The 12,242-nt window shown below is 71.3% G+C and carries 11 protein-coding genes and 2 tRNA genes; 9 read left to right on the plus strand and 4 right to left on the minus strand.

The genetic code is table 11. The features are described from left to right. The first annotated feature begins 16 nt into the window (after positions 1–16). The 5 genes from gyrA to ACZ60B_RS03505 all read left to right on the plus strand — a co-directional run bounded on the left by gyrA (position 17) and on the right by ACZ60B_RS03505 (position 5,194). A complete protein-coding gene (gyrA, locus tag ACZ60B_RS03485) occupies positions 17–2,611 on the plus strand; it encodes a DNA gyrase subunit A (RefSeq protein WP_469383809.1) in 2,595 nt (864 codons plus the stop codon). An 18-nt stretch (positions 2,612–2,629) separates the two neighbouring features. Beyond that, positions 2,630–3,373 (plus strand): DUF3566 domain-containing protein, encoded by a 744-nt coding sequence (locus tag ACZ60B_RS03490; RefSeq protein WP_469383810.1) that lies wholly within the window; start codon positions 2,630–2,632, stop codon positions 3,371–3,373. Between the two features lie 111 nt (positions 3,374–3,484). Next, positions 3,485–3,561, plus strand: a tRNA-Ile gene (locus ACZ60B_RS03495). 341 nt (positions 3,562–3,902) lie between these two features. Further along, positions 3,903–4,283 carry a hypothetical protein gene (locus ACZ60B_RS03500; protein WP_469383812.1) on the plus strand — a complete coding sequence of 127 codons (381 nt, stop codon included), beginning with the start codon at positions 3,903–3,905 and terminating at the stop codon, positions 4,281–4,283. After that, positions 4,280–5,194, plus strand: a complete 915-nt coding sequence (locus ACZ60B_RS03505; protein WP_469383813.1) for an alpha/beta hydrolase — start codon at positions 4,280–4,282, stop codon at positions 5,192–5,194. The genes ACZ60B_RS03500 and ACZ60B_RS03505 overlap by 4 nt, the downstream gene beginning before the upstream one ends. A gap of 82 nt (positions 5,195–5,276) precedes the next feature. Here ACZ60B_RS03505 and ACZ60B_RS03510 read toward each other — a convergent pair whose 3' ends face one another. Continuing rightward, positions 5,277–5,639 (minus strand): DUF6344 domain-containing protein, encoded by a 363-nt coding sequence (locus ACZ60B_RS03510; RefSeq protein WP_469383815.1) that lies wholly within the window; start codon positions 5,637–5,639, stop codon positions 5,277–5,279. 361 nt (positions 5,640–6,000) lie between these two features. On the opposite strand from ACZ60B_RS03510, the gene ACZ60B_RS03515 reads away from it, so the two are divergent. Together ACZ60B_RS03515 and ACZ60B_RS03520 are read left to right on the plus strand one after the other, a co-directional pair. Further along, entirely contained in the window at positions 6,001–6,129 is a 129-nt protein-coding gene (locus ACZ60B_RS03515) for a DLW-39 family protein (protein WP_003999697.1), read from the plus strand. A 163-nt stretch (positions 6,130–6,292) separates the two neighbouring features. Beyond that, positions 6,293–7,669 carry a hypothetical protein gene (locus ACZ60B_RS03520; protein WP_469383816.1) on the plus strand — a complete coding sequence of 459 codons (1,377 nt, stop codon included), beginning with the start codon at positions 6,293–6,295 and terminating at the stop codon, positions 7,667–7,669. Here the strand turns inward: ACZ60B_RS03520 and ACZ60B_RS03525 are convergent. Then, positions 7,633–9,201, minus strand: a complete 1,569-nt coding sequence (locus ACZ60B_RS03525; protein ID WP_469383817.1) for a serine/threonine-protein kinase — start codon at positions 9,199–9,201, stop codon at positions 7,633–7,635. The genes ACZ60B_RS03520 and ACZ60B_RS03525 overlap by 37 nt on opposite strands. 155 nt (positions 9,202–9,356) lie before the next feature. Further along, the gene (locus tag ACZ60B_RS03530) at positions 9,357–9,905 is read right to left on the minus strand and encodes a helix-turn-helix domain-containing protein (RefSeq protein ID WP_469383818.1); all 549 of its coding nucleotides are present in this window, start codon (positions 9,903–9,905) and stop codon (positions 9,357–9,359) included. A gap of 182 nt (positions 9,906–10,087) precedes the next feature. Here ACZ60B_RS03530 and ACZ60B_RS03535 point away from each other — a divergent pair. Next, a tRNA-Ala gene (locus ACZ60B_RS03535) sits at positions 10,088–10,160 on the plus strand. 390 nt (positions 10,161–10,550) lie between these two features. Here ACZ60B_RS03535 and ACZ60B_RS03540 read toward each other — a convergent pair. After that, positions 10,551–11,249: a DUF5324 family protein gene (locus ACZ60B_RS03540; RefSeq protein ID WP_469383819.1), complete on the minus strand. Its 699-nt coding sequence runs from the start codon at positions 11,247–11,249 to the stop codon at positions 10,551–10,553. 362 nt (positions 11,250–11,611) lie between these two features. Here ACZ60B_RS03540 and ACZ60B_RS03545 point away from each other — a divergent pair, with 362 nt between their 5' ends. Then, positions 11,612–12,145: a peptidylprolyl isomerase gene (locus ACZ60B_RS03545; RefSeq protein ID WP_469383821.1), complete on the plus strand. Its 534-nt coding sequence runs from the start codon at positions 11,612–11,614 to the stop codon at positions 12,143–12,145. Positions 12,146–12,242: the final 97 nt, after the last annotated feature.

Raw genomic sequence — 12,242 nt, forward strand, 5'->3', positions numbered from 1 at the left:
AGGATCCTCACCAGCAATGACCGACGAGAACACGCCTGCCACCCCTGAAGAGGGCGGCGAGACCGTCCTTCGTGTCGAGCCCGTCGGGCTCGAGACGGAGATGCAGCGCTCCTACCTCGACTACGCGATGTCCGTCATCGTCTCGCGTGCCCTGCCCGACGTCCGGGACGGCCTCAAGCCCGTCCACCGGCGCGTGCTGTACGCGATGTACGACGGCGGCTACCGGCCCGAGCGCGGCTTCTACAAGTGCGCCCGCGTCGTCGGCGACGTCATGGGCAACTACCACCCGCACGGCGACTCCTCGATCTACGACGCGCTGGTCCGCCTCGCGCAGCCGTGGTCGATGCGGATGCCGCTGGTGGACTCCAACGGCAACTTCGGCTCCCCGGGCAACGACCCGGCGGCGGCGATGCGGTACACCGAGTGCAAGCTCGCGCCGCTGTCGATGGAGATGGTCCGTGACATCGACGAGGAGACCGTCGACTTCACGGACAACTACGACGGCCGCTCCCAGGAGCCGACCGTCCTGCCCGCCCGCTTCCCGAACCTGCTGATCAACGGCTCGGCGGGCATCGCGGTCGGCATGGCCACCAACATCCCGCCGCACAACCTGCGCGAGGTCGCGGCCGGCGCCCAGTGGTGCCTGGAGAACCCCGACGCCTCGCACGAGGAGCTGCTGGACGCGCTCATCGAGCGCATCAAGGGCCCGGACTTCCCGACCGGCGCCCTCGTGGTGGGCCGCAAGGGCATCGAGGAGGCCTACCGCACGGGCCGCGGCTCGATCACCATGCGCGCGGTCGTCGAGGTCGAGGAGATCCAGAACCGCCAGTGCCTGGTGGTCACGGAGCTGCCCTACCAGACCAACCCCGACAACCTCGCGCAGAAGATCGCCGACCTGGTGAAGGACGGCAAGATCGGCGGCATCGCCGACGTGCGCGACGAGACCTCGTCCCGTACCGGTCAGCGGCTGGTCATCGTCCTGAAGCGGGACGCGGTCGCCAAGGTGGTGCTGAACAACCTCTACAAGCACACGGACCTGCAGTCGAACTTCGGCGCCAACATGCTGGCGCTCGTCGACGGCGTGCCGCGCACGCTCTCCCTGGACGCGTTCATCCGCCACTGGGTGACGCACCAGATCGAGGTCATCGTCCGCCGTACGCGCTTCCGGCTGCGCAAGGCCGAGGAGCGGGCGCACATCCTGCGCGGCCTGCTGAAGGCCCTGGACGCCATCGACGAGGTCATCGCGCTGATCCGGCGCAGCGACACCGTCGAGATCGCGCGCGGGGGCCTGATGGAGCTCCTGGAGATCGACGAGATCCAGGCCAACGCCATCCTCGAGATGCAGCTGCGCCGGCTGGCCGCCCTGGAGCGTCAGAAGATCGTCCAGGAGCACGACGAGCTCCAGGCGAAGATCACCGAGTACAACGCGATCCTGGCCTCCCCGGTCCGCCAGCGGGCCATCGTCAGCGAGGAGCTGGCCGCGATCGTCGAGAAGTTCGGCGACGACCGCAAGACCATGCTGGTGCCCTACGACGGCGACATGTCCATCGAGGACCTCATCGCCGAGGAGGACATCGTCGTCACCGTCACGCGCGGTGGCTACGTCAAGCGCACCAAGGCGGACGACTACCGGGCGCAGAAGCGCGGCGGCAAGGGCGTACGCGGCGCGAAGCTCAAGGAAGACGACATCGTCGACCACTTCTTCGTGTCGACCACGCACCACTGGCTGCTGTTCTTCACCAACAAGGGCCGCGTCTACCGTGCGAAGGCGTACGAGCTGCCCGACGCCGGCCGGGACGCGCGCGGCCAGCACGTGGCGAACCTGCTGGCCTTCCAGCCGGACGAGGCGATCGCCGAGATCCTCGCGATCCGTGACTACGAGGCGGTGCCGTACCTGGTGCTGGCCACGAAGGCCGGTCTGGTCAAGAAGACCCCGCTGAAGGATTACGATTCGCCGCGCTCCGGTGGTGTCATCGCCATCAACCTGCGCGAGCGGGAGGACGGATCCGACGACGAACTGATCGGAGCCGAACTTGTCTCGGCCGACGATGATCTCCTGTTGATCAGCAAGAAGGCCCAGTCGATCAGGTTCACCGCCTCGGACGACACTCTGCGGCCCATGGGCCGTGCCACCTCGGGCGTCAAGGGCATGAGTTTCCGCGAGGGCGACGAGCTGCTCTCGATGAATGTTGTTCGACCGGGTACGTTCGTGTTCACTGCCACCGACGGCGGATACGCGAAGCGGACCGCTGTCGACGAGTACCGCGTCCAGGGTCGCGGCGGCCTCGGCATCAAGGCCGCCAAGATCGTCGAGGACCGTGGATCACTCGTCGGGGCGCTGATTGTCGAGGAGAGCGACGAGATCCTCGCCATCACGCTGTCCGGTGGTGTGATTCGCACGCGAGTCAGCGAGGTCAGGGAGACAGGCCGTGACACCATGGGCGTCCAACTGATCAACCTGGGCAAGCGCGATGCCGTCGTAGGTATCGCACGTAACGCCGAGGCGGGACGCGAGGCGGAGGAGGTCGACGGCGACGGCGCCGTGGACGAGGCCGCCGAGGACGTCACGGTCATCGGCACGGACGAGGGCGCGGAGCCCTCGGCCGAGTAGCACGAGGAGTGAGTCATCGTGAGCGGAGCCACAGGCGCCGGACCGTCTGGTACCTCGATCGGTACGGAAACGGACGGCGGCGGACGTGGCTCCGCCACGAATGCGACAGACTCGCACTCGACTGACACTCATGGATCCCAGGGGGGAACTGTGACGGACACCCGAGGCCCGCAGGCCCAGCAGACGGCTGGATCGGGCCCGGCCGCCCCGGCCGCCCCGGCGCAGCCGCCCGGCCAGCCCGGCGTGCACGCCGGCTCACCGCTGCCGGGGGAGCGCCAGCCCCAGCAGCCTGCCGGGCCCTACCACCCGCCGCAGGCCTATCAGACGCCCGCGCCCGCCGCCCCGGCGTCCGCGGTGCGCAGGCCGCGTACCGGCGCCCGTACGACGCCACGGGTGCGCAAGGCCCGCCTGCGGGTCGCCAAGGCCGACCCGTGGTCGGTGATGAAGGTCAGCTTCCTGCTCTCCATCGCCCTGGGCCTCTGCACGATCGTCGCGTCGGCCGTGCTGTGGATGGTCATGGACGCGATGGGCGTCTTCTCGACCGTCGGCGGCACCATCTCCGAGGCCACCGGCTCGAACGAGTCGAACGGCTTCGACCTCCAGTCGTTCCTGTCGCTGCCGAACGTCCTGATGTTCACGACGATCATCGCGGTGATCGACGTCATCCTCGCGACGGCTCTCGCGACCCTCGGCGCGTTCATCTACAACCTCTCGGCGGGCTTCGTGGGCGGCGTCGAGCTGACGCTGGCCGAGGACGAATGAGCCCTGCGGACAGGCTCGCCGACGCCCCGGCGACAACCGATTTTGGGACTGCGCAGGTCGTGCGCTAATCTTCAGGAGTCAGCGCGCGGGACACACACCGCAAAGCGCGGCGGGGCTATAGCTCAGTTGGTTAGAGCGCATCCCTGATAAGGATGAGGCCACAGGTTCAAATCCTGTTAGCCCCACCAGCGAAAAGACCCCCGGTCCATTTGGGCCGGGGGTCTTTTGCGTCGGCGGTCGACATCCGCCGCCCGGCCGGCCGGTGCCTCCACAGGAGCGGCTGAGGGGGCCGGTGAGAGTCCGAAGGCCCGCGGCGCGGTGCGGGCCCCCCGAGGCGTCTGGTGGGCAGCTGAGGGGGCCGCACCGCGCCGCCTGGTCCGACCGGACGGCCGTGGCGTCCCGTGACGGCCGGCCGTGCGGGAGGTCATGGGGGGACGCGGACCGGACGCGGACCGGCGGAAGTCTAAAGTCCCTTTGCCAGATGGGGACTTGGGGAGCGGGGTGGGGCCCGCGGGAGGGGTGGACATCGATGTCGTACGACGATGAGGGGAACCTGGCGCCGGGATCCGGGGCGCTCACGTACGCGACGCTGACGGCCGGGGCGCGGCGCCAGGCAGCGCCGCCCGGACCGAAGGGGCGCGCCCGCCGGGAGGCGGACGTCCGGAGGGTGCCGTGGTGGCGGGTACGGACGCTGCGGGGGATCTCGGGTCTGTCCGTACTGGTCCCGGCGGTGATCTATGCGGTCGTCGTCCTGGTGATCTACGCGCTGACCGGGGTGCCGCAGGCCCTGGTCCTGCTCGTGTTCGCGGTGGGCCCGGCGCTCTTCGGGGGCTGTCGCCTGCGCGGTGGTGGAGGTGCCGCGGCCAGGGCCCTGGCCGGCGCGGGGGACGGGGAGGCGGTCGAGTCGTGAACTCCTCGCCCGAGCCGTCGGCCTCACTGCCCGACCTGCCTGGCCTGCCCGACCCGGTCGTCCGCGTGCCCGATCTGGTCGTGCGCCTGCGCGCCGCGGCGTACGAGCGGCGTGCCGTCCGTCCACGGGGTCCCGAACTTCCCCGGGTGGAGGACGCCTTCGTCACCACGGACGCCGGAGCCGTGCCCGTCCGCCGCTACCGTCCCGGCGACGGGCCGCGCCCGTTGCTGGTGTACCTGCACGGCGGCGGGTTCGTCTTCGGCGACCTCGACACCCACGACCGCACCTGCCGTCGTATCGCCCGGGCGTGCGACCTGGACGTCCTCGCGGTCGACTACCGGCTGGCCCCCGAGCACCCCCACCCGGCCGCCGTACGGGACGCCGTCGCGGTGCTGCGCGCCGTGCGGCCCGACGCGGTGGCCGGTGACAGCGCCGGCGGCTTCCTCGCCACCGCGGCATGTCTGGTGCTGCGCGACGAGGGCGGGCCGCTGCCCGCGTTGCAGGCGCTGTTCTGTCCGAACACCGATCTGTTGCTCCGTCAGCCGTCCATCGCCGAGAAGGGCACCGGACACGGCCCGGACGCGGACGAGCTCGCCCTCTTCGTCGAGCAGTTCGTCCCGGACCCCGCCCGGCGCCGGGCCGCCTCCCCGCTGCACGCCGACGACCTGTCAGGACTGCCCGGCGCCCTGATCGTCACCGCCGAGCACGACGCGCTGCGTGACGAGGGCGACGCCTACGCCCACCGGCTCGCGCGGGCCGGTGTGCCGGTCCGGCACCGGGTCGAACCCGGGCTCGTGCACGGCTTCATCCAGGGGATGGACCTCACCGACCCGGCCGCGGCGGCCGCCCACGAGCGTCTCTTCGCCGATCTGCGGGAGCTGATCCCGCGCCGTCAGGGCCTGTCCGGCTGACAGAGAGGCCCTCGACCTGAATCAGGTCGAGGGCCTTCGTGTCCGGTCGTCGGCGCCGTGGAGGGGTTCGCCGGCCGCGCTGTCACTGCTGGAGGGGCGTGGGCGGTTCGTCCGGGGCGTCGGAGCCTTCACAGAGGGACCGGACCGGCGGGGCGGCCGCCTCGGTGTCCGCCGCGGAGCGGTTGCGGCAGCCGGGGGACTTGCCGTGGGCCTCGGCGCGGATGCGCTGTTTCATCGTGGGAGGCAGGGTCCGGTCGAGGGACAGGAGCCAGGGGGCCGGGGCCGGCACCGTCGTTCCCAGGGCGTTGCTGTTGCTCTTGCGGATCGGCTCGGTCCGGGCTACCGCCGTCGTGGCGGTCGTCGTGACGAGTCCGAGCGCCGTGCACAGCGCGAGGAAGGCGGTGACGATGACGGTCCAGAGCTTCATGACCTGGTTGCGGCCCATGGCCCCTCACATTCGGGTCGGTCGATTTGCGTACTTTGTTCATGATGTGTATGTCGGTCGCGAAGTGGTGGACCGACGCCCGCGGCGCGTCGATCTTCGGATCAGCACCACACGGATGGGCGCAAGGGAGGCCGAAAATTGGAAGAGGGGGAGCGGACGGGCAGGACGCGGTAGAAGTCGCTGTGCGTGGAGGGGTGCTCACTCTCCGGCGGCCGTGCTGGTCGGAGCGGTTCGAGCCGCTCGTACTGCGCTGTCCCGGGCCGCAGTTGGGGGCCCCGGTGCAGGTCACTGATCGATATCGGCCGGTGTGTATAGTCGGGCGCCAGAGGTCCCCTACGTCAAGGAAAGACGAGGTCGCGCGGTGAAGAAGCTTCTCCTGGTCGCACTGGCCGCCATCGGCGGGCTCCTCGTGTACCGCCAGATCCAGGCGGATCGCGCCGAGCAGGATCTGTGGACGGAGGCGACTGACTCCGTGCCCACGGGTTCGTGAGTACCGACACCGGATTCTGAACAGACCCCGACCGCCCCTGCGGTCGGGGTTTTGCGTTGTCCGTGGCCTCCGGTTTCGGACGCTCGTACGGATTTGCCGGGTGGTCCACCTCGCGGCGGGGCAGGATGGGCGACGTTCCGGTCCGGCAGCGGCGAGGGGGCGCGTGGTGGGGCGCGTGTGGGGACGGCGTACGAGGGCGTGGGGACACGCCGGGGTCCGGCGGAGGCGACCGCGGGCGCGCGCGGTCGCCGCGGCAGCGGTTCTGTGCTCCGTCGCGGCCGTACCGGGCGCGGCGGCCGCCCCCCGCACGTCCGCCGCCTCCGCGGCGTCCTCGGCGGCTCCCGGGTACGCCTTCGCCGACGGCGATCGGAGGGTCGTCGGCGCGGCCGGGACCGCGGACGCCGGGCGCCTGGATCCCGGGGAGACCTACCGGAGCACCCTCGCCGGGAGCGGCAAGGTCTACTACCGCCTGGAACTCGACACCACGTCGAGCGTGTACGCCTCCGCCACCGCCGTGCCCGCCCCGGACGCCTCGATCGGCGCCGTGGACGGGATCAGGGTCTCCGTGCAGGACTCCGACGGTCACGCCTGCTCGTACGACTCGGCGACCTTCGGAGCCGCCCGCAGTCCGCGGCCCGTCACTGCGTGGGGCGCGCGGGAGGTGTCCCCGGCCAAGGCCCTGTGCCGGCAGTCGGGCACGTACTACCTGGTCGTGGAGCGGCTCGGTACGACGGACACCGCGCCGGGGGACTGGGACCTGGAGCTCGCCGTGTTCTCGGAACCCCGGCCGGAGGAGGCCGGCGCGACGCGTGCGCCCGACGTCTGGAACTCCGCCTCCCCCGCTCCGCTCGCGGACGAGCCGCGCGAGCGGCAGGGCGGCGCGGGCTTCGGCTCGGCGACCGCGGTCGGGCAGGGGGTCTGGCGGGCCGACATCGTGCCCGGACAGACGCTCTTCTACAAGGTGCCCGTCGACTGGGGGCGGCAGCTCCACGCCACCGCCGACCTGGGCAGCGCGAGCGGCGGCAGCGGCTACGCCGTGGGAGCGCTGGTGCTGTCGCTGTACAACCCGGTGCGAGCACAGGTCGAGGACGTGGGCGTCAGCTACGACGGCAGGCAGAAGTCGGCCGCGCTCGCCCCCGTGCCACCGGTCCGCTACGTCAACCGCTACGACCCCACCGACGCGGTCGGCGCGGTGCGCTTCGCCGGTTCCTACTATCTGGTGGTGCATCTCGCCGCGCAGGTGGCCGACCGGTTCGGCACCGGGCCGTTCGGGCTGACGCTGCGGGTGCGGGTCGACGGCGCGGGGGAGGCCGGGCCCGGATACGCGGGCCGGTCCGCGCCACAGGGCGTTTTCGAGGTCACGGAGGGGGACCGGGCGGCCGCGGACGGCGGCGCGGTCCGCAGCACCGCGATGACGGCGCTGGCCGCGGGCGGGATCGGCACGGGCAGTGTGCTGCTGCTGGGTCTCGGGGTGTGGACGGCGGCAGCGCGCCGCAGGGACGCTCAGACGCGGGCCAGCGCCCAGAACCCCACGGCGTAGCAGGCCAGCGCGAGCAGCAGCAGCGGGACGGTCACCCGGGCGGGCGGGCCGGGGCGGCGCCGGGCACGGTGGCGTGCGGTCTCCCGGGCCGCCGTCGGCGTCCGCGGGACCTCGGCGGTGTACGAGGCGGTGGAGGCGTCGGCGTGGCCCGGCTGCGGGTGGGCGGCCGGGAGCGGGGGCGCGGGCGGGGCGTACGTGGGCTCGTGGGGGGCGGCGGGCACGGGGTGCCGGGGCGCGGGGACTTCGGGGACGGGCGTCCCGGGCGGCGGAAGGTGGAAGCTGCCGGTGTCGGACATGGACGCGGGGCGGGACGGCGCCGGGGCGGCCGCGTGGGCGGACCGGGACGCGGCGGAGTGTTCCGGGGCCGGAGCGGGAGCCGGTGAAGCCGCGGAAGGAGACGGGGCCGGGGAGGGGGACGGGGGGCTCGGACTCAGGCGGGGGTCGGTGGGGGCGGTGCCGGGGCCTGCCGCGCGGAGCGTGGTGCCGGTGCCGTGCCCACTGGCCGGAGGGCCGGCCGCCGGACCGGTGGCGGTGTTCCCGTCCGGAGCGGCGGGGGTGTCCGGGGTGTGGCCGGCGTCGGGGGTGGTGCCCGGGTCCGCCAGAGCGGCGGAGGCGGCCCGCGGCGGCCGGGGTCCGGGGGACGGTGGTGGCCCGTGGGGCCCGTCGGGCCCGAACCCGGCGGGGAGCGGACCGAGTTGGTCGAAGATCTCGATCAGTTCGTCGTCGATGCCGGGCTTCGGCAGCAGTTCGGCGGCTGCCCCGAGCGCCTTGCGCGCTCCCGTGGCCGTACGGAACCGGGCCTGCGGGTCCGGCTGCAACAGCATCGCCACGACCTGCCAGAGCGGCTCGGGGATGCCCTCGGGCGCTCCCGGCGTCCCGTGCGCCGCGAAGTACTGCACCAGCGCCTTGGCGTCGGGCTTGGCACCCTCCAGCAGATACAGCGCGACCAGCCCGACGGCGAAGAGGTCGGCCGCGAAGTCCGGTTCCGCGCCCATCAACTGCTCGGGCGCGAGGTAACCGGGTGTCCCCACCACGAGGTTGGTCTCCGTCAGACGGGGCTCACCGAGCCGCATCGCGATGCCGAAGTCGGACAGCCGCAGCCGGGGACGGCCCGTCCCGGTGGCTTCGAGCAGCACGTTGGCGGGTTTGATGTCGCGGTGCACGACGCCTTCCGTGTGCACCGCGGCCAGTCCGGCCAGGAGCTGGTCGATCAGGGTGCAGACGAACGCCGGCGGCAGCGGGCCGTAGTCGCCGATCAGGTGGACCAGCGAACCACCCGCGACCAGGTCCATGGTGAACAGGACCTTGTCGTCGTCGGCGGCCCAGCTGGCGGGCGCGAGCACATGGGGATGGTCGATGCGCATCGCCTGCTCACGCACGAAGCGCAGCAGCGAGTGCGCGTCGCTCTGCTGGAGGACCTTGGCGGCCACGTAGCGGCGTCGGCGGTGGTCCCAGGCGCGCCAGACGGCACCGACCCCGCCGCGTCCGATCGGGTCGGCCAGTTCGTACCGGCCGGCGAAGACCTCACCCATGGCTGTGCGCTGCTCCTCCCCCTGAGGCGTTCCCTCTTGCCCTCCCCCGCGGCAGGGGCGACGACTCCTCCCACGGTGGGCGCGACGGCTTCCGCCTGCCCCCTCAGGGCATCGGCCCGGTCCCCGAACCCCCTTCGGTCACCGGGCCGTCGGCGTCAGCTCTGGTGGGACTGGTAGTGCGTCACCGCGTCCGAGGTGCGGCCGGCGCCGTAGACCCGGAGGAACTCTGCCAGCTCCGGGTGGGTCGGGGCGAGGGTGTCCGCGGCCTCGATGATGTCGCCGGCGGCGGCCACCGACCGCAGCAGCGACTGGATCTCCCGGACCACCCGCTTGACCGTGGGCGCACCGGAACTGCTGGTCGCCTGTGCGTTGTTGCTGAGCACCGAGCCCCCCTGTGACCTCTTGATCTCGTCCATCCGCTCGGTGGCCTCGGCGGCGCTGACGCTGCCGTCCGCGACCTGCCCCGCGAGTTCCTGGAGCAGCTGGACCCGCTGTACCACGGCCGGATTGCCGATCTTCGCCCGCTGACCGCTCATCAGCTGGGACAGCATCGGTGCGGACAGGCCCAGCACCCCCGCCAGACGGGCCTGGTTGAGGCCCAGGTCTTCTATGAGCTTACGGAAGAGCGCCCCCAGCGGCTCCCCGTACCAGTTCCGCTGCAGTTCCCGCGCTCTCGCGGTCGCTTCCTGCTGTGCGGCGTCCATTGCGTCTCCCCATCGCTTCCCCAAGAACCGCGGTTCGCTGTAGCGAACCACGTCGAGCATCTTACGGAGAGTGGTCGCCCACGGGGACCCCCCAACTTTTTGCGAGATACTCGGGATGACCCGGTACTCTGGTCTGCGGCGCCCACCGGGATCTGGTTTCTCCGGTCGGACGCCTTGCTTCCGGGGCCTTAGCTCAGTTGGTAGAGCGCTGTCTTTGCATGGCAGATGTCAGGGGTTCGACTCCCCTAGGCTCCACGGAACGGACCGGCCGGACACCTCGCAGGTGTCCGGCCGGTCTTTTGCGTGTTCCGTGAGGTGTGTCACTCGAATGGTTCGGGGAGGGGTCCGGGGCGTTGCAGTTCTTTGCGCAAATATGCGCGGAGAGTGGCGTCGGCGGACCGTCCCGAAGGGGCTGGTCAGGGAGGCGTGGCGGACCTTCTCCGACACGGCGGCCTTGTGTGAAACGGCTTCCGCGCGGCCGCGTGACCGGACGGGTGCGTTGCGTCAAGGAAACGTGTGGGGATTGTGGAGGGTCGGTGCGTTGCAAACGTCACCGCAAAACACGCCTCCGTGGTTCCACGTGAAACATCGCCGAGGGGCGGAGAACCGCCAGGTTCTCCGCCCCTCGGCGTTACTCGGCCGACGTCAGCCGCGGTCCTCGCGGTCCGCCGCCTCTTCCTCGGCCTCCTTGGCCTGTACCTCGGGATCGAGCGCGGACTGGCTGCCGTCCACCGACGCCAGCCGATTCGACTCGGGCACTTCCGTCGCGGCCGGCGGTTCGACGAGCCACTCCGGGTTGGCCTGCCTGTCCCACCACTTCCATGCGGCGAAGGCGCAGGCTGCCAGCGCGGTCAGACCGGCCATCACCTTCACGGCCCGCCCGGCCTTCGCCCGCCGCTTGTGCTTGCGGGCGAGCTGCTGGATCTCCTTCGGGGTCACCTGACCGCGCAACGCGGCCAGCGCGGCGAGGCTGCGGGCGGCCGCCTCGTCCTTGACGGGACCGGCCGCCGCCACCGCCTGCTCGATCTTCGGGCGGGAGTAGTCGGCGGCCTGCCGGGCGACCTCGCGGGTGCGGGTCGCCGCCTCCTGTGCGGCCTGGTCGACCTTGGGCGGCACATGGGAGAGGGCCTGTTCCAGCCGGGGCGCCAGGTGGGCGTCGTACTGGACGCGGGCCTGCTCCGCGGCCTGCGACACCTTGGGCGCGAGCCGTACGCGGGCCTCGGATGCGTAGTACGCGGCCTTCTCCTTGGCCGTGTCGGCGTAGGGCGCCACAACTTCCGCGGCGTGCAGCACGCTGTCCTTCGCCGTTCCGGTCGCGGCGCGCACGCTGTCGATGCGGGTCACGGGTTCCTCCTCCTCGGTGGCGTACGGTAATTCGACTTTCCACGCTTTTACGGATCATGCCTGTCAACGGGCGCCGGGTCATGCGCGGACGGTCATACGGGTCATACCGTCCGACTTATGATCACTTCCGTTCGAGAGCGTCTCGGTTGGTGATCAAGCGCAATAGCGGATGAATGCGGAGAACGTGAGCTTGTCGTCGACAATGCCACGGATCGTCGCCGAGTGCCCGTGTCGTGGGAGTACTGGCCTCGTTTTCCGCAAGCAAGTACCCGGATATCCGCCCGGAAGGGGTCGTCGGGCGCCGTGTCGCCCGGGCCGTGCGAGGATTCGGACAGTCACAGGAAGACAACGGAAGGCAGACCGTGGCCGAGCAGCTCTACGCCACTTTGAAGACCAACCATGGCGACATCGAGGTTCGGCTCTTCCCGCACCACACGCCCAAGACGGTCAAGAACTTCGTCGAGCTCGCCCAGGGCGAGCGTGAGTGGACCAACCCCGAGACGGGCGAGAAGTCCACGGCCAGGCTCTACGACGGCACGGTCTTCCACCGGGTGATCAGCGGCTTCATGATCCAGGGCGGTGACCCGCTGGGCAACGGCACCGGCGGCCCCGGTTACCAGTTCGAGGACGAGTTCCACCCGGAGCTCCAGTTCTCGAAGCCCTATCTGCTGGCCATGGCCAACGCCGGCCCGGGCACCAACGGCTCGCAGTTCTTCATCACCGTCTCCCCGACGGCCTGGCTGAACCGCAAGCACACCATCTTCGGCGAGGTCACCGGCGCGGCGAGCCAGAAGGTCGTCGACTCCATCGCGTCCACCCAGACCAACCCGCGCACCGACCGCCCGGTCAACGAGGTCGTCATCGAGTCGGTCGTCGTCGAGACCCGTCAGAGCTGACGCCGAGGCGGCCACGCGCCCGACGCGCCGCCGTCCGCACGTCGAGGCAGGGAACCTTATGCCCCGCTCGTCCGTAAGGATGGGCGGGGCAAGGCAT

It is taken from the genome of Streptomyces sp. NPDC104096, assembly GCF_055584385.1.